Below are 24,570 nucleotides of genomic sequence, written 5' to 3' on the forward strand. Positions count from 1 at the left end.
CCGCTCCCCCTCGGCAACTCGGCCCGAGGTCGGCCGAGTTGCCGAGGGGGCGGCGAGCGGCCGTGGCACTCAGATCGCGGCAGCCGCCGCGCGGCCCGCCTGACGGCCGGAGAACAGACAGCCGCCAAGGAAGGTGCCCTCCATCGAGCGGTAGCCGTGAACTCCCCCGCCACCGAAGCCGGAGACCTCACCGGCCGCGTACAGACCGGGAATTGGCGTGCCGGTGGCGTCCAGAACGCGGCCCGAGAGGTCGGTCTGCAACCCGCCGAGGGTCTTGCGGGTGAGGATGTTGAGGCGGACGGCGATCAGGGGTCCGGCGCTCGGGTCGAGGATCTTGTGGATCGCGGCCGTGCGGCTGAGTGAATCCCCAGTGCAGGAAAGGGCGTTGCGGATGCCCATCACCTGGGCGTCCTTCGAGTACGGGTTGTCGATCTCGCGGTCCCTGGCCTCGATCTGCCGTTGCAGGTCGGAAAGTTTGATCAGTCCGTCGCCGGTCAACTTGTTCATTCCCAGAACGAGTTCGGAGAGGGTGGTGGCGGTGATGAAGTCGACGCCGTTCTTCCTGAACTTCTCGATCGGCTCCGGCGTCTGCCAGATGCGCGAGAGGAGCATCAGGATGTCCTTGTTGGTGAGGTCCGGGTTCTGCTCCGAGCCGGAGAGCGCGAATTCCTTCGCGATGATCTTGCTCGTGGTGACGAACCACGAGTAGTCGTATCCGCCGGCGGTGATCGAGCCCAGCGTGTGGAGGGTGTCGTAGCCCGGCATGTCGGGGGCGGAGAACCGCTTGCCGGTGGCGTCGAACCACATCGACGACGGTCCCGGGAGGATACGGATTCCGTGGTTGGGCCAGATCGGGTCGTAGTTCCGGAGGCCCTCGGTGTAGTGCCACATCCGGTCGGGGTTGACGATACGGCCGCCCGCCGACGCGGTGATCCCGAGCATCCGGCCGTCCACGTACGCGGGCACACCGGTGATCATGGTCTTGGGCGGGTTGCCCAGCCGGGCCGGCCAGTTCTGCCGTACGAGATCGTGGTTGGCGCCTATGCCGCCCGAAGTCACGATCACCACAGGCGCGTTGAGTTCGAAGGCGCCCACCACGGTGCGGGAGGTGGCCTTGCCGCGCTGGGCGGTGCTGGGTTCGAGGATCGCGCCGCGCACGCCGGTCACGGCGCCGTTGGTGCGGACGATCTCGTCGACGCGGTGCCGGAACTTGAAGGTCACCTTGCCGCCGGCGACCCCGGCCCGCACCTGCTTCTCGAACGGCTCGACCACGGCCGGACCAGTGCCCCAGGTGACGTGGAAGCGGGGCACCGAGTTGCCGTGTCCGTCGGCGAGGCCGCCGCCGCGCTCGGCCCAGCCGACGATCGGGAACCAGCGGATGCCGAGGCCGTAGAGCCAGGACCGCTTCTCGTTGGCCGCGAAGTCCACATACGCCTCGGCCCACTTGTGGGCCCAGTAGTCCTGGCCGGTCGGGTCGTCGATGCCGCGGTCGAAGCCGGCCGTGCCCAACCAGTCCTGCCACGCCAGCTCTTGGGAGTCCTTGATGCCCATGAGCCGCTGCTCGTCTGAGTCGATCAGGAACAGTCCGCCGAAGGACCAGAACGCTTGGCCGCCGAGGTTGGACTCGGGTTCCTGGTCCAGGAGCAGCACTTTCTTTCCCGCGGCGACCAGTTCGGCGGTCGCGACGAGACCGGCGAGGCCGTGGCCGACGACGATGGCGTCCGCGGACGAGGTGCCGGCCGCGAACGCCGGTACCGCGTGCGCCGCGAGGGCGGCGCCGGCGGCGACACCGCCGACCACCGTCAGGGCTCTTCGTCTGCTGATCGTGGTGGGGGCCGAGTTCTCCATGGGGTGCCTTCCGGATCAGATACGGGAGGTGCGGGAGGTGTACCCGACACGTGGAACGTGCCGCGACACCACAGTTGTTACCGCCGGTAGCACCCAAGGAAACCAAGCTGTGTCAGCCGTGTTGCGCGAGTGGGGTTCAGAACAGGGTGAGTGCGGTTCAGGCCAGGGCGAGCGGGCCGTCGCGGTCGATGAGGCGGCCCGAGCCCGCGCCCGGTTCCTCTGTCGCGAGCCGGACGATCGCGTCGGTTCCCTCCGTGACGGTCTGGGGGCCGCTGTGGCCGTTGAGGTCGGTCGCCGTGTAGCCGGGATCGGCGGCGTTGACGCGAACGTCCTTGAGCGCCTTGGCGTATTGGGTGGTCAACATGGTGAGGGCCGCCTTGGAGGCGGTGTACAGCGGCGCGACGACGGAGGACTCGATCCGCGACGGATCGTGGGTGATGGCGAGCGAGCCCATGCCGCTGCTGACGTTGATGATCACCGGGTCGGGTGAGCGGCGCAGCAGCGGGAGGAACGCCGTGATCGTCCGGACCACACCGAAGACGTTGACATCGAAGACGCCGAGCGCGTCGGCACCCGTCAGGTCGGTGGGATCGCCGTGCGGGCCGTGCACACCGGCGTTGTTGATCAGGACGTCGAGGACACCTTCGTGTGCGGCCACGTCGGCCGCCGCTGCGGCGACGGAGGCGTCGTCGGTGACGTCGATACGGACGAACCGCGCGCCGAGCGCTGCGGCGGCCTCCGCACCCCGTTCCTCGTCGCGCGCTCCGACGATCACGGTGTGGCCGAGGGCGAGGAGGCGGCGGGCTGTCTCGTGGCCGAGGCCCTTGTTGGCTCCGGTGATGAACGTGGTGGTCATGCGGCCATCGTCCCCACCGCGCGGGTGTGTTGCCAGGGACGTCTCGACCGTAGGAACGGCATTACCAGGACCAGGGGCTGCGGGTGGAAGATGGAAGGCATGGCGACGCACGATGGGATCGATCTGGGGCTGGGTGCGACGATCCGTGCCTGGCGGGAGCGGTTGTCCCCGTCGGCCGTGGGGCTGCCGTCCGGTCGGCCCCGGCGGGCGGCCGGTCTGCGCCGTGAGGAACTCGCCGAGCGGGCCGGGCTATCGGTGGACTATGTGGTGCGACTGGAGCAGGGACGGTCCACGGCGCCTTCGGCCCAGGTCGTCGCCTCGCTCGCGCGGGCCCTCCAACTGACCGCCGTGGAACGGGAGCACCTCTACCGCATGGCCGGGCTGGTCCCGCCGAACGGCGAGCCGATTCCCGATCACCTGCCGTCGGGGGTGCACCGGGTGCTGAACCGGCTCGGGGACGTCGCCGTCGCCGTGTTCGCCGCCGACTGGCAGCTGATCTGGTGGAACCCCGGGTGGGCGGCGCTGCTCGGCGACCCGTCGGACAAGCCGCCCGAGCAGCGGAACTTCGCGCGCGAGCGGTTTCCGACCGGTTCCTGCGACGACGTACGGGACGTACGCATCGCCTCATGGCCGGTGCTGGTGCGCAACAGTGCCGCCTCGGACCTCGCGATCGTGTCCGACCTGCGCCGCGCCACCGGCCGCTTCCCGCAGGACGTCCGCCTGGCGAAGCTGATCCGTCAACTCACCGCGGGCAACGAGACGTTCGCCCGATTGTGGGCGAGCGGCACCGTGGGCGCGCACCGCGAGGACCGCAAGACGGTCGAACATCCCGAGGCCGGGCCCGTGGACGTGGACTGCGATGTCCTGACGGACGGCGATTCCGAGCTGAAGATCGTCATCTTGACGGCCGCGCCCGGGAGTTCGGACGAGGCCGGGTTGCGGCGGGCGATGGCCGGTGACAGCTTGCGTGTGCCCACCCTCTGATTCCAGCGGGTCAGTGCTTGGCGAACTGGACGTGCGTGGGCTGCGTGACGTTCGCTCGCACCGCGAGTGCGGGGACGGTGAGTTGTTCGCCGTAGATGTCGGTGAGCCTGAGCGCGCCGCCGCAGCCGCTGCCGTCCTCGGAGATGAAGTAGTTGTAGTCGGTGCGCTCCAGCTGCCGCCAGCCGCTGCCTACGGCGACTTCGAGGCGGGCCAGGGGATTTCGGTGGCCGATCGCCTGGATGCCGCACCAGTAGCGGGTGGAACCGGTCTTGTAGCGGATCGAGATCCTGTCGGAGGTGCTGGGGCTCGCCAGGTTCCAGGTGATCGGGATCCGGCCGGCCGAAGGGGCGGCGAGTTTGGCGAAGGCCTGTGCGCTGAGGTCGATCTGGCCGGGGGCGCAGTCGCCCGGGCATTCGTTGGTGATGCGGACCGTGATGGTCGCGCCGCCGGCCGCGTGCACGAGCACGTACGCCCCGCACGCCTTGGACGACTCGTAGTCCGCGGTGTTCATCGCGCCGGTCATGACGTCGCCGCTCGGGTCGTACAGGCAGGAGCCACCGCCGTCCGCGTCGTAGAAGGTGGCGACTCCTCGGTAGGTGACGCCGGGGCGGATACGTCCGGCCAACGGAGCGGTGCCGGAGACCTGTTGGCGGGTCTTCGTGGCCGCCGTGGCGGCCGGCCTGGTGGTCGCGCGGGCGGACGGGGTCACCGACGGCTTCTTCGATGCGGCGGTCGCCCGTGCGGAGGCGGTCGAAGTACCGCTCGCGGAGGGCGAGTTCACCGGGCTGGAGCTGGTCGCGGAGGGTTCGGCCGCGACGCTTCCCGCCTCGGCCTTCACGTCCTCGTCACCCTTCTGGCCGGGCAGGAGCACCAGGGCCAGGGAGACGACGATGAGCACCGCGGCCGCCGACAGGAACAGCCACCGCTTGGACACCGGACCTCCTAGATGACCGCCCCCCCATTACTCGGGGTGAGGAAGGCAGCGATCGTGCCAGCCTCGCGGCGACGGCGGCAAGCCCTTTCTCTGGGGGCGTAGTCGGGGACAGGTGTCGTGTCGTCGTGCTTATGGGGTTCATGACGCGCACCAACCCCCGCTGGGCCCACTTACTGCCGTTCGAACCCGTCGGCCCGGCTCCAACGGAGCGTGGTGTCCCTCCCGAAGACGACCTGCTGCCCGTCATCGGAGACAGCGGCCCGTTCCCAACCGTCGAAGTTCTTCGTGACGTTGACGCTCCACTCGGCCAGGCTGCTGGTGCCGACGGCGGCGATGGACTCTGTCGGCGGTTCGCCGTCGTAGCAGTAGGAACCGAAGTCGGCGATCGCGGCGACGGTTCCGTTCTTGGTGCGCAGTTGGATGCCCTGGCACGCGTCGGTCTTGGTGCGGTAGATGACTTTGGGTTCGGTCCACGCCTTCGCCCGAGGGCTGTAGTGCTGCTCGACGAGGCCCTTGCCGCGCACGTAGTGCAGGGCCACGCGGCGACCGTCATCGAGTTTCACCTGGGCGTTGTACGGGCTGGGGCTGCCGTTCCAGGGGAGGTCGCTCTTCTCCAACTCGGCGGTGTACACGGAGGAATCCGGGGAGGCGGTCGCGGACGGGGCTGGCGCCGCCGGGTCCTGATGACCGCCGCATGCCGCCGCAGCGATCATCACGACCACTGCCGCCGTCGCCCTGACCAGCACCTGAATGCCGGGCTTGTGCATACACGCCTCCCGTCGCCCTGCCTCAGCGCAGCATAGGCACGCCGTCGCGGTGGCGGACGTCCAGCCGGTTCATGGCGCGTCCGGTGACATGGTCCAGATACGCCGCTCGGCGCTCAACGGGTCGTCGAGGGCCTCCGGAACGGTGTCCCAAGTCATCGTCGTGCGGCGCTTGTTGGTGTAGCGGGGCCAGTTGGGGCCCGGGTCCAGGTCGCGGATGAAGGCGACCCAGGCGCTGTGCATCGCGTCCGCGAGGGACTGAGGCGGATGCGGGCCCGTCGCGGCCGTGACGCGTTCGGCGTTCAGGAGGTCGAAGGCGAAGGGGATCTCGATGCAGTGGGCGGCGCTGCCCCAGGTGAAGTGGTAGAGCCAGGTGGGGAGTTCGTGGTGGGCGTGGGACTCGGCGAGGGCGAGGGACGGGCCGCGGAAGATGGCGTCGGTCAGGGCCTGGCCGATGCGCAGTGACGGGTCCGTCCTGTCCTGGAGTGCTGTGTGCATCGTCACGGCTTCGGGACCCACGCCGTGACCGGTGAGCACGGCGTCAACGGCCTCGGTCGGTACGGGTGTTGGGGTGGTTCCGGGCGGTGGGTAGAACTCGCGCCGGGTGAAGCCGAGCAGGAGTGGGACAGGGGCGGCGCTGCCGTTCGCGAAGGCGTCGGGGACCGGGACCGGGATCAACTCGCCGTCCGCGAAAGGCGCCAGTGTCAAGCCTGCCTCGGGTGTGGCCAGAGCGTCCTGGAGGGCGAGCAGTTCGTCGCCGGTGAGGTCGCGGAGGGCGGAGGCGAGGGCGGGGACGCCGGTGCGTTCGGTCAGGCGGGCCGAGTCGGCCAGGGCGTCGCGGCGGTGCTGGGGGGACTTGACGGCGCCGGACTGGGAGATCGCGGCACGGAAGAGGCCGTGCGCGGAGGGCGTCGCCATCAGGGTCTGTGCGGCCCCGCCGCCCGCCGACTGGCCGGCGATGGTGACCTTTCCGGGGTCTCCGCCGAACGCGTCGATGTTGTCGCGCACCCAGGCCAGCGCGGCGATCCAGTCGAGCACGGCGCGGTTGTCGGGGGCGTCGTCGAGGTGGAGGAAGCCCTCGATGCCGAGCCGGTAGCCGATGGAGACGAGGACGATGCCGTCGCGGGCGAAGGCGGAGCCGTCGTACCAAGGGCTGGCGGCGGATCCGGCGACGTAGCCACCGCCGTGGATCCAGACGAGGACCGGCAGATCGGCGCCCGGGGTCGGGTCCGGGGTGAAGACGTTGAGGTTCAGCACCCCGTCGCCCGGTATCGACGGCTCGGGGATGGTCGTGGGGCCGTCGAGGATGAAGGGGCGACGCTGCGCCGTGGGCCCGTACCGGGTGGCGTCGAGCGGCTCGGTCCACGGCTTGGCCGGGACGGGGGCGGCGAAGCGGAGGTCGCCGACGGGGGCCTCCGCGTAGGGGATGCCGAGGAAGCGGGCGGTGGTGTGCTGCCACGTCCCGCGGACGGGGCCCAGGGACGTGACAGCGAGTACGGACTGGGGCACGGAGCAACTTCCTTGTGGAGGCCGGGGGGGTCGGGGCAGGGGATCGATACTCGGCCCGCTATTTGACGCCCTTGATCGGGCGGACGGCCAGCGCGCTGACCAGTACGACAGCCATGGCGAAGGCGAACAGGACACGGTAGCCCGGGAGTTTGTCGGAGCCCGCGGCGAACGAGGTGATGAGTACGGAGGCGATGATCGGTCCCAGGGCCTGCGGGACGTTGGTGGCGATGTTGAGGATGCCCAGGTCCTTCCCGGCCGCCGCGCCCTTGGGCAGGACCTCGGTCATCAGGGCCATGTCCAGGGACATGTACGTACCGAATCCCATGCCGCTGACCAGCGCGTACGCATACATGGCGGGCAGGGTGGGGCTGACCAGCGGGATGGCCATGGACAGGGCGAGCAGGACGGAGGCGCCGATGACGAAGATCTTGCGGCGGCCGGTGCGGTCGGAGATCTTCGCCGCCGGGATCGCACCGGCGAGGGTGCCGACGAGGGCGAGCACGGACATCAGCTGCTGGGCGCTGTCCACGGCGTCGGCGTCCAGGCCGACGTAGTCCTGAAGGGCGTAGCGCTGATAGGTGGCGACTCCCCAGTAGCCGAGGATGAACGTCATGCGGGCCACGAACGCCCAGGCGAAATCGGGGTGTTGGCGCGGCGATACCCAGAAGCCGGTGCCGGGAGTATGGCCACGCCGATTTATTTATTTCAAGAGCCGAAAAAAATAACTTCGCCATCATGTCCGGATCCCGTCAGGCAGGGGCACAATCGTTGGCATGAACGCCCCCGCCGACTCCGCCGACGTACGACGCCGCAATCTGGCCCTCGTGCTGCGGTACCTCGACGCCCACGGCCCGTGCGCCCGTACCGAGGTCGCCGTCGGCACCGGGCTGGTGCACGCCACCGTCACCGCGCTGGTCGCGGAGCTGATCGACCGCGGCCTGGTGTGTGAAGCGGGGTCCGTGCCGGCCGCGGGGCGAGGCCGCCCCCGGCGTCTGCTGCGGCTGGTCCCCGAGCGCGTGGTCATCCTCGCCGCGCAGGTGACTCTGGAGTCCGTGCACGTGATGGCGGCGGACTTCCAAGGCCGGGTCCTGCACCGCGAGTCTGCGCCCCACCACGCGCCGTACGGCGATCCGCGCGCCCTGGCCGCGGCCATCGGCTGTGTGGTGCGGTCGGCCGAGGCGGCGGTACGGGAGGCGACGCCGCACGCGCATCTCCTCCAACTCGCCGTGGCCATGGCCGGACCGGTCGTCGGTACCTCCCAACTGGTAGCCGCCGCCATCGACTTCGGCTGGCACAGCACCGACCTGCGCGCCCTGGTCGTCGCCGAACTCCCCTCGTTGGACTGCCCAGTTGACGTGGTGAACGACGCGAACACGGCGGCGCTGGCCGAGTACCACGCCCTCGCGGCCGACGGCGTCGAGCACCCCGACACCGTCGCCTACATCAAGGCCGACACCGGCGTGGGTGGCGGTCTTCTCGTCAACGGCCGTGTGCACAGCGGGAGTCACGGCTTGGCGGGTGAGATCGGGCATCTGCCGATCGCCCTCGACGGTCCCGACTGCCGTTGCGGGACACGGGGTTGCCTGGCGATGTACATCGGCCCCGAACCCCTCATCCACGCGGCCGGCTTGGACGCCGTAGCCGAGTCGGACGGCGGCGAGGCGGCGCTGGCCGAGCTGGACCGACGGCTGCGCGTGGGTGATCCGGACGCGGTCGCCGCGCTCGGCACGGTCGGGCACGCGCTCGGAGCTGCCGTCCTCGGCGTGTCCGGTGTCACCGACGCGGGCGAGATCATCCTCGGCGGATACCTCGCCACCTGGGCCTCCTGGCTCATGCCCGGCCTGGAGGCACGACTCGCCGGACGCCGTGCCCTGGCGCCCGGCATGCAGCCGGTGATCACCTTCGGCGTGCTCGGCGGCGAGGCGACACTGCGGGGTGCGTTCCAGACCTGCCGGGACGCCCTGCTCGACGATCCCACCAGCGTTCCGGCGCTCGCCCGGACCCCGATTCCCGTGCCGTCCCAGTAGCACGACGCCCACACAAATCGTCCTCCGCCTTCCCCTCGTGGCTTCGTGCGTTCGCCCTCGTCCATGCATACTCGGGCTCTGCGCGCGCACCGGCGTTCGCGAGAAGCGGGAGGTGGGCGATGGTGGTGCCGTCGGCAACGGGGACGGAACCCCGGAAAATCACGATCAATGACGTCGCCAAGTCCGCCGGGGTGTCCCGGCAGACGGTGTCACGGGCGCTGAACGACAAGGACGAGATCGACAGCGTCACCAAACAGCGGGTGCTCGACGCCGCCCGCGCGCTCGGTTACCGCCCGAGCCGGTTCGCCCGGGGTCTGGTCCGGCAGGACACGATGACCATCGGGCTGGTGATCCCCGATCTGCTCAACCCGTTCTTCACCGAGGTCGCCGCCGCCGCACTGGAGGCCGCGAGGACCCGTGGCTGGCAGGTCGTCGTGTACGACACCGGGGACCGGGCGGAGGAGGAGCTCGGCACGCTCCAGGTGATCAGTTCCCAAGTGGACGCGGTCATCGGCTACTTCAGCTGTCCCGAGAGCGAACTGGAGAAGTTCACGCGTGGCATGCCGGTGGTGCTCATCGGCAGGGAACAGCGCACGCGGTTCAGCGCGATCCAGATCGACGGCGCGGCGGGGGTCCATGCCGCGGTCGCCCACCTGGTCGCGCGGGGGCACACCCGGATCGGCATGCTGGACCACCACACCCGGGCCGAACCGAGCATCCGGCACGAGTGGTTCACGACGGCCGCGGCGGCCCACGGGATCGACGCCGGCCTGATGGTCCCCGCGGACCAGACGGCCGACGGCGGCGGATCGGCGCTCAGGGAACTGCTCGCCGACCATCCCGAGGTCACCGCCGTGTTCACGTTCAACGACATCATCGCGATCGGCGCCCTGCGCGAGGCACGCCGACTCGGCAGGAGCATCCCGCAGGAGCTGGCGGTCATCGGCTTCGACGGTCTGCAGCTCGGGGCGCTCGTCGAGCCCCCGCTCACCAGCGTCGCCCTCGACACCCGCCGGCTCGGCGCGCTCGCCATCGAGCAGGTCGCGCGGCTGCTCTCGGGAGAGGAAGCGCTGGCCGCCGACGACCTGGTCGTGCGGGGTGAACTGCGGCTGAGCGGCTCCGCCTGACCGCCACTCGTGCGCATCCGGTCCGAATGTCTTGACACTCGCCCGCGGCGGAGCGCAGACTTCCGAACATTCCAAAATGCATATCGAGGTCTATCTGCAGGCAGTCCCGTGAGCGCTCACGGGAGCGCTCACGTGACGCTTTTAGACCCCGGAGAAATGGTGTGCCCACGTCCCTTCCACCCAGAAGGCATCCCGCCCTCGGGATCAGCATCGAGCCGCCTAGCACCGTCGCTAGTCGTTGTCTGGAACGGAAACCATGAGCAGCACAATCACGCGCATCCGCCTCGGCGCCGTAGCCGTGGCCGCCAGTGTCGCCGTACTCGCCGGATGCTCGTCGTCCTCGCCGTCGACGAAGACATCCGCAGCCTCCTGCGCACCGGCGAAGGGCAAGGTCACCCTCCAGTACTGGAACACCGTTCCGGGCATGGACAAGGTCGTCGCCCTGTGGAACAAGAAGAACCCGGACATCCAGGTCTCGACGAAGAACATCTCCAACGACCAGTACGGCATCCTCAGCAACGCCCTCAAGGCGGGCAAGGCGCCGGACCTCGCCCAGGTCGGCTACGACGAGTTGCCCAACCTGCGCACCCAGAGCGCGTTCGTGGACGCCTCTTCCTGCTCGGCGGCCACCACGGCCAAGTCGAAGTTCGTGCCGTGGACCTGGTCGCAGACCAGCTTCGGCAACACCGGCGTCTTCGCCCTGCCGCAGGACACCGGCCCGATGGCGCTCTACGTCCGCAGTGACATCTTCAAGAAGTACAAGATCGCGATCCCCACGACCTGGGACGAGTACGCGGCCGCCGCCGCCAAGCTGCACAAGGCGGACCCCAACCTCGACATCACGTTCTTCGACCCGAACAACGCCGAGTGGTTCAACGGGCTGCTGTGGCAGAACGACTCGCAGATGTACAGCTACTCGGACAACAAGTGGCAGGTCACCGTCGCCTCGGACCAGAGCAAGCAGGTCGCCGACTACTGGCAGAAGCTGATCTCCGGCAAGCTCGTGCGCACCGACCTCGCCAACGGTTCGACGCAGATGTACGCGGCGTACCAGAAGGACCAGATCGCCAGTTACGTCGGCGCGGCCTGGGGCTACAGCATGTTCCGCGACAACCTCCCCAAGCAGGCCGGGAAGTGGACGATCGTCCCGATGCCGACGTGGGGTTCGAACGGCGCCTCCGGTGACTGGGGCGGTTCGACCGTCGCGTTCATGAAGGGCGGCAAGCACCTCTACGAGTCGGTCAAGTTCAACACCTGGCTGAACACCGACCCGGAGGCCCTCGCGCTGGAGAACCAGCTGGGCGGCCTCTACCCGGCGGCCAACGCGGGGCTCCAACTGCCCGCGCTGTCCAAGGGAGTTCCGTACTACAACAACGAGAAGATCTTCGACGTCTTCGCCGACTCGTCCAAGAAGATCAACACGAGCTTCGCCTGGGGTCCCACCCAGAAGACGGTGAACCTCGCGTTGCAGGACGCGATGGCCAAGGCCGCGGCCGGTGACGGCACGCTCAGCGACGCGCTGGCGGCTGCTCAGGCGGCCGCGCTGAAGTCCATGAAGGACCAGGCGATCCCGGCCGCGGCGGGCAAGTGACCGCGAAATGACCGACATCGCAACCCGCGCGACTCGCGTGGTGCGGTCACCCGGGGGCCGACGCCGTCTCAACGGCGGCGGCCCCCGGGCGGGCACCATCTTCGCCTTCGTGATCCCGTTCTTCCTGCCCTTCGTGCTGTTCTACCTGGTGCCGGTCGGCTACGCGCTGTGGCAGAGCGTCCGCGTCGTCCGCCGCACCGGCGGCCAGTACGGCACCTCGTACACGACGTTCGGCGGCTTCGACCAGTACGAGAAGGTCTTCCAGAACAGCGAGTTCTGGTCCAGCGTCGGGCGCATCGGCCTGTTCGGCATCGTTCAGGTGCCGGTGATGCTGTTCGTCGCCCTGGTCATCGCGCTGCTCCTCGACACTCCCCTGCTGAGGCTCAAGCCGGTCTTCCGCATCACCGCGTTCATGCCGTACGCCGTGCCCGGTGTGATCGCCGCGATCATGTGGTCGTACCTCTACTCGCCCCAACTCAGCCCCGTCGTGGACCTGTTGAACAACATCGGGCTCAAGCCCGACTTCCTGGGCCCGGGTGCCGTGCTGTGGTCGGCGGCGAACATCTCGACGTGGCTGTGGACCGGCTACAACATGCTGATCATGTTCTCGGCGCTGCAGTCGATCCCGCAGGAGCTGTACGAGGCCGCCAAGCTCGACGGCGCCAACAACTGGACCATCGCCTGGCAGATCAAGGTCCCGATCATCGCCCCGTCGATCGTCCTCACCACGGTGTTCTCGATCATCGGCACCCTCCAGCTCTATGCCGAGCCGGCCGTGCTGCGGCAGATCTCCTCGAACATCTCCAGCACGTTCACGCCGAACATGCTCGCCTACGCGGTGGCCTCCGGGAACAACTACCAGCAGGCCGCGGCGATCTCCGTGGTCATCGCCGTCATCACCTTCGTCCTGAGCTTCGGGTTCATGCGACTGACGTCGAAGAGGGCCGGCCTGTGAACAACCGATCCACCAACACCCGTTCGGTGAACCGTGAGAGCCAGGTCAGCCGTACGGCCGCGATGGCCCTGATGCTGCTCCTGGCGATCTACTTCCTGCTGCCGATCTACTTCCTGATCGTCGCCGCCACCAAGCCGCAGGGCGACCTCGCCGCCACCAACGGCCTGGCGTTCTCGCACTTCAACCTGTTCGAGAACCTGCGGGTCCTGTTCAGCCGCAGCGACGGCATCTTCGGCAAGTGGATCGTCAACACCGTGATCTACGCGGTGTTCGGCGCCCTCGTGGGAACGCTGATCTCCGCGCTGTGCGGCTACGCGCTCGCCAAGTTCCGTTTCCGGGGGCGGGAGTTCCTGTTCTCGGTCATCCTCGGCGGTGTCCTCGTCCCGACCACCGCGCTGACGCTCCCGCTCTTCCTGCTGTTCTCGGCGACGGGCATCGTCAACACGTACTTCGCGGTGTTCCTGCCCAGCATCGTCAGCCCGTTCGGCGTCTATCTCGCGCGGATCTTCGCCAACGCCGCTGTCCCGCAGGAGCTGTTGGAGTCGGCGCGGCTGGACGGCGCCGGTGAGTTCCGCACGTTCTTCTCGGTGGCGTTCAAGCTGATGACGCCCTCGCTGGTGACGATCTTCCTGTTCCAGTTCGTCGCGATCTGGAACAACTTCTTCCTGCCGATGGTGATGCTGCAGAAGGAGTCCCTCTTCCCGATCACGCTCGGCCTGTACGAGTGGAACGGCCAGACCGCCCGCGCCCCGCTGCTCCAGGAGTCCGTGATCACCGGCTCGTTGGTGTCGATCGTGCCCGTGATCATCGTGTTCATCCTGCTCCAGCGGTTCTGGCGCACCGGACTCGCCGCCGGTTCCCTCAAGTGACCGTCCCCGCACAGAAGGTGCCTCTCGCGATGCCCAACCCCGCTGTGTTCGTGCCTCATTTCCACTGGGACCGCGAGTGGTACGAGCCCTTCCAGGTGTTCCGGCACCGGCTCGTCGCCGCTCTCGACACCGTGCTGGAGACGGCGGAGACGGACCCGGACTTCCGGTTCACCGTCGACGGTCAAATGGCCGCGGTCGAGGACTACTTGGAGATGCGGCCGGAGAACCGTGACCGGGTCGCGGCCCTGGTCGGCGAGGGCCGGCTCGCGGTCGGGCCATGGCTGATCCTGCTCGACGAGTTCCTCTGCTCCGGCGAGACCATCGTGCGCAATCTCCAGATGGGCTGGGCAGCGGCGGCCGAGCTGGGTGGCGCGATGCCGATCGGCTATCTGCCGGACATGTTCGGCCACGTCGCGCAGATGCCGCAGATCCTCGCGCGCGCCGGCATCGAACACGCGGCACTGTGGCGCGGAGTGCCCGGCACGGTCGACGGCCACGCCTTCAACTGGCGTGCGCCGGACGGCTCCCAGGTCCGTACCGAGTTCCTCTTCGACGGCTACGACAACGGCCTCGACGTCCTGCTGGTACCCGACCGGATCGGCCGCGCCCTCGGTGACTACGCCGAGATGACGGCCGAACGCTGGGGCGGCGACCCGGTGTTGGCGATGGCCGGCACCGACCACAACGCGCCCGACCCCCAACTCGCCTCCTGGCTACGGCAAGCCGCCGAGGAGGGCCGTGCGATCACCATCGCCACCCTCGACGAGTACCTCCGCAAGCATGTCCGTGACGAGGTGTCCGCCGTCGTCACCGGTGAGCTGCGCAGCCATGTGCGCGGCAACATCCTCCCCGGCGTGCTCTCCGTGCGGCTCGGGCTCAAGCAGCGGATGGCCATCGCGGAGCGCACGATCGACCACGCCGAGCGCATGAACGCCCTGTGGTCGCGGCGCGACGACTCGCCGTTCCTCGATCTCGCTTGGCACAAGATCATCGAGTCGACGGCGCACGACTCGGTCGTCGGCTCCGGCACCGACGAGACCTGCGACCAGGTCGCCGCACGGCTCGCCGAAGCCGCGCAGACAGCGCGTGCCGTACGGGACGCGGCACTCACCGAGCCCGCCGAACTGGTCCCGAGCGACGGCTGCTTGGTCGCCAACCCGCTGCCGTTCGACCGCTCGGTGCTGGTCGAGGTGGACGTCGTGGCCCCGCCCGAGGGCACCGACCTGCTCGCGACCGCCGCCGACGGCTCGACGGCGCCCGTGCAACTGATCTCCGAGGCCCCGACCGTCCTCAGTGACGAGCGCATGGACGCCTCGCAGCTCGAACGCGTCCTGCGCCGTATCCACCGCCGCGAACTCTTCGGCCGCCAGATCGACCACTACGAACTCACCCCCGGCGCCCTCGTGTTCCACCTCGCCGAGGTGCCGACCGCCGGCCCCTTCGACCTGCTGATCCTGCGCCGCGAGGTCGCCGAGGCAGCGGCCCAACATCCGGGTGAGTGGCGGGTGTTGACGCTGGAGGAAGCGCGGGCCACCGCGCTCGTCCCTGTGAACGTTCCCGCCTCCGGGCTGGCGTCCTTCCGCGTCGAGCCGAGCGACCGCGCCTCCGCCGCCCTACCGTCGCACGCACCCGCCACGGCGACGGACCGCGCCCTCTCCAACGGCCTGGTCGAGGTCGCGGTCGCCGCCGACGGCACCCTGGATCTGACCGGGCCCGACGGCACCGTGCTGTACGGAGTCGGCCGCCTCGTCGACGGCGGTGACCGGGGCGACAGTTACAACTACGCTCCCCCGGCGCACGACGTCCTCGTCTCCGAGCCGACGGAGATCGCCGTAGAAGTCGTCGAAACCGGCCCGCTGCGCGCACGGCTGCGGGTCACCCGCGTCTACGCATGGCCGGCCGCGCTCTCCGCCGACCGGGATCTCCGCAGCGAACAGACCGTGCCGACGCCGGTGGAGACGCTCGTGGAGGTGCGCGCGGGCGAGCCCTTCGTACGGGTCTCCACGTCCTTCCTCAACCAGTCCGCCGACCACCGGCTGCGCTTCCACGTACCGCTGCCCGAGCGGGTGGCCTCCTCCGCGTCGGCCGGCCAATTCGCCGTCACCGAGCGCGGGTTGACCGCCGAGGGCGGCTGGGGCGAGTATCCGCTGCCGACCTTCCCGGCCGGTTCGTTCGTGTCGGCCGGCGCCGCCACCGTCCTGCTCGACCACTCCAGCGAGTACGAACTCGTCGGCGACGGCTCCGAACTCGCGATCACGCTGCTGCGCGCGATCGGCTCGATCAGTGTCAACATCCACCCCCTGCGCGATGAACCGGCGGCGAGTGAGATCCCCGTACCCGGTGCGCAGGACCTCGGGATGCGGATCGAGAACCGGTTCGCGGTCGTCCCCTCAGCGACAGGCTGGCGCGGGGCGAACGCGGTCGCTCTTGCCGAGGAGTTCCGCAACGACGTACTGGTCACCCGCGGGACCGCGCCCGCCGTGCGTCAACTGCCGCCCGACACGGCGGGGTTGAGAGTCGACGGTGAGGACGTCCTCGTCTCGGCCGTCCGCCGTGTCATCGGCGACGAGCACGGGTCCGGCACCGAGGTGCGGCTGACCGCGATGCGCGACACCGCGTCGACGGTCCGCGTGACGGGGGCGTTCACCGAGGCCGTCACCGTCGATCTGCTGGGCCGGACGATCTCCCCCACCCAGGTCCGGGACGAGCTGGAACTCGCCCTCGGTCCCTGGGAGATCCGCACCGTCGTGCTCCGATAGGCGGCCATGATCGAATGCATTGCACCCGTTCCGCACCCACGAAAGCGTTGTGACCTCTTGCTTCCCGAGCCCTCCTCCCGTGTTTACGACCTCGCACCCGGACATGGCGCCCTGCGCCCGGCGCGCTCGTGGCTGCACTCCGACGCGCCGTCCCTCTCCCTGAACGGGGCTTGGCGCTTCCGCCTGTCCCCCACGGCGTCGGCGGCGGAGGACTTCGCGGCCGACGGCTTCGACGACAACGCCTGGGACAGCATCCCCGTGCCCGCGCACTGGGTGCTTGAGGGCGACGGAGCGTACGGCCGCCCGATCTACACGAACGTCCAGTTCCCGTTCCCGATCGATCCGCCGTACGTCCCGGACGAGAACCCCACCGGCGACTACCGCCGCACCTTCGACGTCCCCGCCGACTGGTCGGACGCGGAGCGGGTCGTGCTGCGCTTCGACGGCGTCGAGTCGCTGTTCCGTGTGTGGGTCAACGGCGTCGGGATCGGCGGCGCGAGCGGCAGCCGGCTCGCCCACGAATTCGATGTGACGGACGCCGTACGCCCTGGTGAGAACGTCGTCGCGGTGCGGGTGCACCAGTGGTCGGCGGCCAGTTATGCCGAGGACCAGGACCAGTGGTGGCTGCCGGGCATCTTCCGCGATGTCACCCTGACCGCCCGTCCGGCCGGCGGCATCGAGGACGTCTGGCTGCGGACCGGCTTCGACGACGGGCGCGGGCGGGTCGAGGCCGAGGTCGTCGCCGACGCCACGGCGTTCCCGGTCACCCTGCGCATTCCCGAACTCGGTGTCGAGCAGGTCTGGGCGACACCGGACGACGTGGCCTCCGTCGACATCGCCGAGGTGGAGCCCTGGTCGGCCGAGTTGCCGCGCCTGTACGACGCCACCGTCTCGACGGCCGCGGAGACCGTCTCCCTGCGGGTGGGTTTCCGTACGGTCGAGATCCGCGGGGACCAGTTCCTGGTGAACGGGCGCCGAGTCGTGTTCCACGGCGTGAACCGGCACGAGACCCACCCCGAGCGCGGCCGTGTCTTCGACGAGGAGCACGCACGTGCGGACCTGGCGCTGATGAAGCGGTTCAACGTGAACGCGATCCGCACCAGCCACTACCCGCCGCACCCCCGGCTGCTCGACCTCGCCGACGAGCTCGGGTTCTGGGTGATCCTGGAATGCGATCTGGAGACGCACGGCTTCGGCAAGGTCGACTGGGTCGGCAATCCCAGTGACGACCCGGCCTGGCGCGAGGCGTACCTCGACCGTATCGAGCGCACGGTCGAGCGGGACAAGAACCACCCCAGCATCGTGATCTGGTCGCTCGGCAACGAGGCGGGCACCGGCAGCAACCTCGCCGCCATGTCGGCGTGGGTCCACGCCCGCGACACCGAACGCCCCGTGCACTACGAGGGCGACTACACCGGCGAGTACACCGACGTCTACTCGCGCATGTACGCGTCCGTGCTGGAGACCGAGCAGATCGGCACCGACGGCTCACGCGCCCCGCTCCTCAACTGCACGCCCGCGCAGGGCACTCGGCAGCGCACCAGGCCGTTCCTGCTGTGCGAGTACGCGCACGCGATGGGCAACGGGCCGGGCGCGTTCGACCAGTACGAGGCGCTGGTGCGCCAACACCCGCGCCTGCACGGCGGGTTCGTCTGGGAGTGGCGCGATCACGGCATCCTGGCCACGGCTCCGGACGGGACGCCGTACTACGCGTACGGCGGCGACTTCGGAGAGGTCGTCCATGACGGCAACTTCGTAATGGACGGCATGGTGTTGAGCAATGACGTGCCGACCCCGAGCCTCCACGAGTTCAAGGCCGTCGTGGCGCCGGTGCAGTTCGCCTTCGACGGCGACAAGGTCGCGGTAACCAACCTCCGGCACACGACCGACACGTCCGACCTGCGCTTCCGCTGGCGGGTCGAGCACGACGGACTGACCGTGGAATCAGGGGAGTTGGAGGTCCCGTTCGTCGCGGCGGGCGACTCGGGCCGGGTGTCGCTGCCGTCGATTCCGGTGTCGCCGGATGCCGAGACGTGGCTGACGATCGACGCGGTGCTGGCGACGGCAACCCCTTGGGCGCCCGAGGGTCATGTCGTCGCAACTGCCCAGCTGGACCGATCGGTTCGCCGTCCTGTACCCGGCGGCCGTGGCCGGTTCGACTGGCGGCCCGGCGACGGGACGCTCACGCTGGGCGTCGCCGAGTTCGTCGGCGGGTCTCTCGTGAAGCTGGGCGAACGCGCCGTAGCAGGACCGCGGTTGGAGCTGTTCCGCGCGCCGACCGACAACGACAAGGGCGCGTGGGGCGAGGTCGACGAGAGCGACGCGAGCGTCTCCGGGGTGTCCAACGCCGAGCTGTGGCTTCGTGACGGGCTCGACCGCTTGACCACACGCCGGGTGTCCGTGGAGCAGAGCGCGGGCGCGCTGCGCACGGTCGACAAGGTGTCGGCCGCCGACTCGGCCCTGTCGGTGCTGGTGGAGTCCGTGTGGTCGCGCGAGAGCGACGGCGAAGTCGAGCTGCGGGTGGAGATCCAGCCCTCGCACGGCTGGCGGACGGTGTGGCCGCGGATCGGGGTGCGTTTCGACCTGCCCGACGGTACGGCTCCGGTCGACGGCGCCGAGTGGTTCGGCCTCGGCCCGCTGGAGTCCTACCCCGACAGCGTGCGCGCGGCCCGCACCGGCCGTTTCTCCGCGAGCATCCGCGACCTCTCGGTCGACTACGCGCGCCCCCAGGAGACCGGTCACCGCTCCGAACTGCGCCGACTGGCCCTGACCAGCGGCGACGCCGAAGTGCTGCGCGTCGAGGCCCTCCCGGACACGCACGGTCGCCGTCCCGGCTTCACGCTCATCCGGCACACCCCGCAGGAGATCGCCAAGGCCGGCCACCCCTTCGAGCTGCCGGAGTCGACGACGAGCCGGCTGTTCGTCGACGCGGCCCAGCACGGGCTCGGCTCACGGGCCTGCGGTCCGGATGTGTGGCCGGAGTTCGCGCTGCGCCCGGAAGCCCGGACGATCAGGCTCCGGATCACGGCACCGAACTAGACCGATACGGAGAGGGCGCGGTCTCGCGCAGCGGGGGCCGCACCCTCACTATGGGAGGGATGGCTGCCGTACCAGTCGTCCCTGGGGAAAATCCCCCGCGGGAAGGAGTTCCCCGTGCCCACCCTGCTGTCGGTGAATGTCGGCATGCCGAAGGACGTTCCCTGGCAGGGCAAGACCGTCTGTACGGGCGTGTGGAAGTACCCGGTGGTCGGCCCGGCCATGGTCCGCCGGCTCAACATCGACGGCGACGGCCAGGGCGACACCGCGGGCCACGGCGGTGAGCAGCGGGCGGTCCTCGTCTACCAGATCCAGTCGTACCGGCACTGGCAGCAGCACTTCGGCCGCGACGACCTCGGCTACGGCCAGTTCGGCGAGAACCTCACCGTGGACGGTCTGCCCGACGACGAGGTCTGCATCGGTGACCGGTACCGCATCGGCGAGGCCGAGTTCGAGGTCACCCAGCCGCGCGTCACCTGCTACCGCGTCGGCATGCGCTTCGGCGAACCCGAGCTGGCCGCGCTGCTGGTGAGCCATCACCGTCCCGGGTTCTACATGCGGGTCGTGCGGGAGGGACGGGTGCAGGCCGGCGACGGGATCGTACGGACCAGGACCGGTCCCGGTGAGCTGAGCGTCGCAGACACCGACGCGCTGCTCTATCTCCCCGGCCGCGACCCCGCCAAGCTGCGCCTCGCCCTGGACGTGCCCGCGCTGAGCCCCGGCTGGCAGGGGTCGTTCCGTGAACTGCTCGCCGCAGAAGACGGTACGACGGCCACCGCCCGCCCGGCCTGGGACGGTTTCCGTCCACTGCGGGTGACGGAGGTGGTCCCCGAGAGCACGACGGTCACCTCGATCCGCCTGACCGCCCCGGACGACTCCCCGCTCCCGGCCGCCCGCGCGGGCCAGTACCTCACCTTGCGCGTCCCCGCTCCGACCGGCCCCGCCCCGGTACGCAGCTACTCACTCTCCGCCGCCCCCGATACCGGCAGCTACCGGATCAGCGTCAAACACGAGCCCCGCGGCACGGCGAGCGGCTATCTGACCACACGGCTACGGCCCGGTGCCGAACTCGAAGTCGCCGCGCCCCGTGGGGAGTTCGTGTACGCCGAGGACAGCGGGCCGGTGCTCCTCGTCTCCGCCGGCATCGGGCTCACGCCGGTGCTGTCCATGCTGCACGAGCTGGCCGCGCAGGGCAGCAAGCGTGAGGTCTGGTGGATCCACGGTGCCCGCGGCCCCCGGGAACACCCCCTCGCGACCGAGGTACACGACCTGCTCGACTCCCTGCCGGACGCGCACGAGCACGTCTTCTACAGCGCGGCCACACCCGAGGAACTGCAGCGCGCCCACGCGGCACCGGGGCGCGTCACGAAGGACAGGCTGATCGCGTTGTCGGTCCCTGCCGACGCGACCGCCTACATCTGCGGCCCCGCCCCTTTCATGACCGACATACGGCAGGCCCTCACCGAGACCGGCATCGACCCCGCCCGCATCCACACCGAGCTGTTCGGAACCCTGGGCGCCATCAACCCCGGCCTCACCGACCACCCTGCCCGCGCACCTCACCAGCCCCAGGGCCCGCCCGGAACCGGCCCGTCGGTGACGTTCGCCCGCAGCGGCATCGCCGTCCCGTTCGACGACGACAACGACCGCAGTGTGCTCGACCTCGCCGACGCCTGCGACGTACCCACCCGCTGGAGCTGCCGCACCGGCGTCTGCCACACCTGCGTCACGCCCCTGCTGTCCGGCACGATCACCTACTCCCCCGATCCGCTGGAGCCACCGGCCGACGGCGAGATCCTGATCTGCTGCGCCCGCCCGGGCACTGACATCGTCCTGGACATGTAAGACCCATCACGCACGCCCCGTGGAAAAGATTCTTCCGACCTGCAACCTCGATGCCCTCGGAACGTCTGTCCGGGTGGAGGCGCCTCCGAGCCAGGGCCTTCGCCACGGGAAGCCAACCGTGGCGGCGGCCCGCCAGTCCCGTCAGCATCGACGATTCGAGGAATCACATGTCTGCAGGTCACACCGTCCGCCGCAGCCTCCGCGCGGGCCGGGTGCGGATCGCCCTGGGCGTCACCGGCGCCGCCGCCGCGCTCGCCCTCGGCGGCTCGTTCACCGCCCACGCCGACAACTCCGCGCCCGCCCCGAAGCCGGTGCCCGCCAAGGGCACGCCCGCCGACCAGTGCCCGGAGCCGGTCGAGGCGGTGCCGAGCGGGGTCGCCGGCCCCTTCAAGGGAAAGCAGGTGTCGTACACCCTCCTCGGCGACGACCCGGTCGACGCGGTGCCCGGCGACGACTGCACCGCCCCGGACCCGAGCAAGGGCACTCCGGTCGACGCCGTGCCCGGCGGGAATGACGGCGCCCCGGACCACTCCGCCCAGGACGCCAAGCCTGCTCCCGCCAAGCGGTGACGCGCGCGGCTGACTGCCGCTGATCGGCCAGGCGCCATTCGGCGGACCGTGGCCGAGGTGGAGCCGCCGCGTACCTGCCCGGCGGCCCCACCGCCCGCCCGGCGACACCGGGCGCATGTACGAAGACCTTGCTGTCCTGGAGATCCATGAACGCGGCGACGACCCCGGCCCACGGTGTACCGACGGGCAGGTACAGCCCCCCACGTTTCCCGGCCCGTACCTGGTCGGACGCGCTGCGACGCGCGCTACGGCATCTGGTGCGCGGGGTGTCTCAGCCGCGCGAGGACCTCCCGGTGGCGCCGGACGCACCGGCCGTCCGCGCCGACCTCGGTGAACCCGGTATCGACGAGTTGTACGCCCACCGACGTCTGCCCCTCGTCCGGCTGGCCCTGCTCCTGGTGGACGACCTCCCCACGGCGGAGGACGTGGTGCAGGACGTGTTCGCCGCGCTCTACCGCCGCCACGGCGAGCGCCTGACCGGCCTCGACAACCCCGACGCGTACCTGCGCACCAGCGTGGTCAACACCTCACGCTCGGTGCTGCGCCGCCGCCGTACGGTCCGGGCCCACGTCCCCGAACGCGAAGGCCACGCGCCCTCCGCCGAGGAACCCGTGCTGCTGCGCGAGGAGCACGGGGAAGTGATCGCCGCCCTGCACCGGCTGACCCGGCGGCAGCGTGAAGTGCTGGTCCTGCGGTACTGGTCCCATCTCAGCGAGGCCCAGATCGCCGACACCCTGAGCCTGTCCCGCGGTGCGGTCAAGTCCACCGCGAGCCGCGCACTGGCCGCCCTGCGCCGAGAGTTGGAGGCGTCCCGATGACGACACGCGTGACCCCGGAGGCGTCCCGATGATCGAGCAGGACCTCGGTTCCGGGCTTCCTCCGGACCCCCTCGAAGAACGGCTGCGCAACGCCCTGCGCGCCCGGGCCGACTCCGTCGACCTGCACGCGCTGCGTCCCTCGGCCCCGCCGACCGGTCGGCCCCGGCTGTTCCGGCTCCCGGCCCTCCACCCCGTCCGGCGCACCGCCGTCGCGTTGCTCGTCGTGGCCGCCGCGGTCATCGGCGTCCTGTTCGTGGCGATCCACGAGGTCCGGGAGCCACCGGTCAGGCCCGCGAACGGCCCGTCGGTGTCCCCCACCCCCAACGCCACGGATGCCCTGCCGGGTCCTCCTGAGTCGGGCGACGTCGACGCGTCACCCCAACCTTGACCGACCGCGATGACGCACCTGGTCACCCGCGGAGACCGCTCCCGGCCCCGGCCGCCCACTCGCTCGACGGAAGCTCAAGGAGCCGCTCGATCCGGGCGCTCTCCGGCAGCGGCCCGTGATCGGCGGTCACCTTGAGGGCGGATGCCGCCGTGATGTGTCCCAACCGCAGCGCACGCTCGATCCCGTCCCCGCGCAGCAGCCCGGTCAGAACTCCGGCGGCGAACGCGTCGCCCGCGCCGACGGGTTCCACCACGTCCGTGTCCAGCGCGGGCACGGTCCGCACACCTTCGTCGCTGAAGGCGATGGCCGAATGGCCGCCGTCCTTGACGACGAGGAGGCGCGGGTGCGGCAACAGTGCCCGTACGTCGGCCGGTTGGAGGTCCGGGTCCCACAACTCCCGTGCCTCGTCGAGGCCGACGAAGGTGATGTCGGCCCGGTCGGCCAGGTCGCGCAGCACGGTGGCGGCCGTACGGGGCGGCCACAGCGCGGGGCGGTGGTTGACGTCGAAGCTGATGGCATACGGCCGTTCGGCGGCCGGGACGGTGAGCGCGGTGGCCACCAGGCTCCGGCAGGACGGGGACAACGCCGGTGTCACGCCCGTGAGATGGAGGACGGCGGCCGATCTCAGTCTGTCGTCGTCGAGTACTTCGGGTCCCATCGCCGAGGCCGCCGAGTTGCCGCGGTAGTAGTGGACCCGGGTCCGCGCACCGGTCGGCTCCTTCACGAGCAGTCCTGTGGGCCGCTCCGGATCACACCGCACACCGCTCACATCGACCCCTGCCGCACCCACTTCGGCACGCACCCGCCGCCCCAACGCGTCGTCCCCGACCGCCGAGAGCCACGAGACGGGAATGCCCAGGTCGGCCAGATACATGGCCACATTCGACTCGGCCCCGGCCACCGACACCCGCAGATCGTCGGCACACTCCAGCGACGAGGACGGGTCGGGGGCAAGGGCCGCCATGGTCTCCCCGATACAGACGACCCCGCCTTGGGCCAACCGCCATCCGTTCGTCATGACACCTCCCGCACGGACGAGGCTTCCTCTACGACGGTCAGCAGGGAGCGAGTACGGGCGCGCAGCGCGGTCAGGCTGCCGCCGTCGGCCGCGTCGCCGACCAGGGGCGAGCCGACGCCGACGGCGGTCGCTCCGGCGTTCAGATACTCCCGCGCGGCCAACTCGTCGACGCCGCCCACCGGTACGAACACCTCGTGCGGGAACGGGCCGCGCAACGCCTTGAGATAGGCGGGACCTCCGGCCTCCGCGGCCGGGAAGATCTTCAGCGCGGCGACACCGAGGGGGCGTGCGGCGAGGATCTCGGTGGGGGTCAACACACCCGCGATTACCGGCAGTTCGAGCCGGTGTGCCTCGCGGATGCCGTCCCCCAGTGCGGGGGTGACGGCGAAGTTCGCGCCGGCCCGACGGGCGGCGCGGGCGTCATCGGCGGTCAGGACCGTGCCGGCACCGAGGGGTCGGTCGGGGCCGAGTTCCTTGCGCGCCCGCTCGATGACGGACAGGGCGTCCGTACCGGTGAGGGAGACCTCGATCAGTTCGACGCCCTCCTCGGCGAGGGTCAGTACGGTGCGTACCGCGGCCTCGGGATCGGTGCCGCGAATGATCGCGACGAGGCGGTGTGCGGCCAGGGCCGCTCGCAGATCCATGTGACGAATTCCCTTCCTGTACAGGTCGG

Annotated in this window: 20 protein-coding genes; 12 read left to right on the top strand and 8 right to left on the bottom strand. The window is 70.1% G+C overall.

Annotated elements, in window-relative coordinates:
- Positions 1-69: 69 nt before the first annotated feature.
- Both ACGFY9_RS29115 and ACGFY9_RS29120 read right to left on the bottom strand, forming a co-directional pair.
- Positions 70-1,848: an FAD-binding dehydrogenase gene (locus ACGFY9_RS29115; protein ID WP_393758981.1), complete on the bottom strand. Its 1,779-nt coding sequence runs from the start codon at positions 1,846-1,848 to the stop codon at positions 70-72.
- Between the two features lie 157 nt (positions 1,849-2,005).
- Positions 2,006-2,704: an SDR family NAD(P)-dependent oxidoreductase gene (locus ACGFY9_RS29120; protein WP_393758983.1), complete on the bottom strand. Its 699-nt coding sequence runs from the start codon at positions 2,702-2,704 to the stop codon at positions 2,006-2,008.
- 90 nt (positions 2,705-2,794) lie between these two features.
- Between ACGFY9_RS29120 and ACGFY9_RS29125 the strand changes: the two genes are divergently transcribed.
- Complete coding sequence (locus ACGFY9_RS29125; RefSeq protein WP_393758985.1) at positions 2,795-3,688, top strand: helix-turn-helix transcriptional regulator; 894 nt, start codon at positions 2,795-2,797, stop codon at positions 3,686-3,688.
- 10 nt (positions 3,689-3,698) lie between these two features.
- On the opposite strand, the gene ACGFY9_RS29130 is transcribed toward ACGFY9_RS29125, so the two are convergent.
- The 4 genes from ACGFY9_RS29130 to ACGFY9_RS29145 form a co-directional block, all read right to left on the bottom strand.
- Positions 3,699-4,622 (bottom strand): expansin EXLX1 family cellulose-binding protein, encoded by a 924-nt coding sequence (locus tag ACGFY9_RS29130; RefSeq protein ID WP_393758987.1) that lies wholly within the window; start codon positions 4,620-4,622, stop codon positions 3,699-3,701.
- Positions 4,623-4,792: 170 nt separating this feature from the next.
- Positions 4,793-5,389, bottom strand: coding sequence for a hypothetical protein (locus ACGFY9_RS29135; RefSeq protein ID WP_393758989.1), 597 nt, complete (start codon positions 5,387-5,389; stop codon positions 4,793-4,795).
- Between the two features lie 69 nt (positions 5,390-5,458).
- Positions 5,459-6,895: a carboxylesterase/lipase family protein gene (locus tag ACGFY9_RS29140; protein WP_393758991.1), complete on the bottom strand. Its 1,437-nt coding sequence runs from the start codon at positions 6,893-6,895 to the stop codon at positions 5,459-5,461.
- Between the two features lie 58 nt (positions 6,896-6,953).
- Entirely contained in the window at positions 6,954-7,508 is a 555-nt protein-coding gene (locus tag ACGFY9_RS29145; protein WP_393758992.1) for an MFS transporter, read from the bottom strand.
- Positions 7,509-7,668: 160 nt separating this feature from the next.
- Here ACGFY9_RS29145 and ACGFY9_RS29150 point away from each other — a divergent pair, with 160 nt between their 5' ends.
- The 11 genes from ACGFY9_RS29150 (at position 7,669) to ACGFY9_RS29200 (ending at position 22,879) form a co-directional block, all read left to right on the top strand.
- Positions 7,669-8,922, top strand: a complete 1,254-nt coding sequence (locus ACGFY9_RS29150) for an ROK family protein (RefSeq protein WP_393758994.1) — start codon at positions 7,669-7,671, stop codon at positions 8,920-8,922.
- A gap of 119 nt (positions 8,923-9,041) precedes the next feature.
- Positions 9,042-10,049 (top strand): LacI family DNA-binding transcriptional regulator, encoded by a 1,008-nt coding sequence (locus tag ACGFY9_RS29155; protein WP_393758996.1) that lies wholly within the window; start codon positions 9,042-9,044, stop codon positions 10,047-10,049.
- A gap of 256 nt (positions 10,050-10,305) precedes the next feature.
- On the top strand, positions 10,306-11,640 hold the full coding sequence (locus tag ACGFY9_RS29160) for an ABC transporter substrate-binding protein (RefSeq protein WP_393758998.1): 1,335 nt from the start codon (positions 10,306-10,308) through the stop codon (positions 11,638-11,640).
- A gap of 7 nt (positions 11,641-11,647) precedes the next feature.
- Complete coding sequence (locus ACGFY9_RS29165; protein ID WP_393759000.1) at positions 11,648-12,595, top strand: carbohydrate ABC transporter permease; 948 nt, start codon at positions 11,648-11,650, stop codon at positions 12,593-12,595.
- A gap of 62 nt (positions 12,596-12,657) precedes the next feature.
- Positions 12,658-13,464, top strand: coding sequence for a carbohydrate ABC transporter permease (locus ACGFY9_RS29170; RefSeq protein ID WP_393759065.1), 807 nt, complete (start codon positions 12,658-12,660; stop codon positions 13,462-13,464).
- A 29-nt stretch (positions 13,465-13,493) separates the two neighbouring features.
- A complete protein-coding gene (locus ACGFY9_RS29175) occupies positions 13,494-16,223 on the top strand; it encodes an alpha-mannosidase (protein WP_393759002.1) in 2,730 nt (909 codons plus the stop codon).
- Positions 16,224-16,280: 57 nt separating this feature from the next.
- Positions 16,281-19,262 (top strand): glycoside hydrolase family 2 TIM barrel-domain containing protein, encoded by a 2,982-nt coding sequence (locus ACGFY9_RS29180; RefSeq protein WP_393759004.1) that lies wholly within the window; start codon positions 16,281-16,283, stop codon positions 19,260-19,262.
- Positions 19,263-19,376: 114 nt separating this feature from the next.
- Positions 19,377-21,104 (top strand): MOSC domain-containing protein, encoded by a 1,728-nt coding sequence (locus ACGFY9_RS29185; RefSeq protein WP_393759006.1) that lies wholly within the window; start codon positions 19,377-19,379, stop codon positions 21,102-21,104.
- A gap of 167 nt (positions 21,105-21,271) precedes the next feature.
- Positions 21,272-21,673, top strand: coding sequence for a hypothetical protein (locus ACGFY9_RS29190; RefSeq protein ID WP_393759008.1), 402 nt, complete (start codon positions 21,272-21,274; stop codon positions 21,671-21,673).
- 146 nt (positions 21,674-21,819) lie between these two features.
- The gene (locus ACGFY9_RS29195; protein ID WP_393759010.1) at positions 21,820-22,491 is read left to right on the top strand and encodes a SigE family RNA polymerase sigma factor; all 672 of its coding nucleotides are present in this window, start codon (positions 21,820-21,822) and stop codon (positions 22,489-22,491) included.
- Between the two features lie 28 nt (positions 22,492-22,519).
- Entirely contained in the window at positions 22,520-22,879 is a 360-nt protein-coding gene (locus ACGFY9_RS29200) for a hypothetical protein (RefSeq protein WP_393759012.1), read from the top strand.
- A gap of 22 nt (positions 22,880-22,901) precedes the next feature.
- Here ACGFY9_RS29200 and ACGFY9_RS29205 read toward each other — a convergent pair whose 3' ends face one another.
- Together ACGFY9_RS29205 and ACGFY9_RS29210 are read right to left on the bottom strand one after the other, a co-directional pair.
- Positions 22,902-23,897, bottom strand: a complete 996-nt coding sequence (locus ACGFY9_RS29205; protein WP_393759014.1) for a sugar kinase — start codon at positions 23,895-23,897, stop codon at positions 22,902-22,904.
- On the bottom strand, positions 23,894-24,541 hold the full coding sequence (locus ACGFY9_RS29210; RefSeq protein WP_393759016.1) for a bifunctional 4-hydroxy-2-oxoglutarate aldolase/2-dehydro-3-deoxy-phosphogluconate aldolase: 648 nt from the start codon (positions 24,539-24,541) through the stop codon (positions 23,894-23,896). Before ACGFY9_RS29210 ends, ACGFY9_RS29205 begins: the two co-directional genes overlap by 4 nt.
- Positions 24,542-24,570 lie beyond the last annotated feature (29 nt).

This window comes from Streptomyces sp. NPDC048504 (genome assembly GCF_043200035.1).
In the GTDB taxonomy this organism is placed as follows: domain Bacteria; phylum Actinomycetota; class Actinomycetes; order Streptomycetales; family Streptomycetaceae; genus Streptomyces.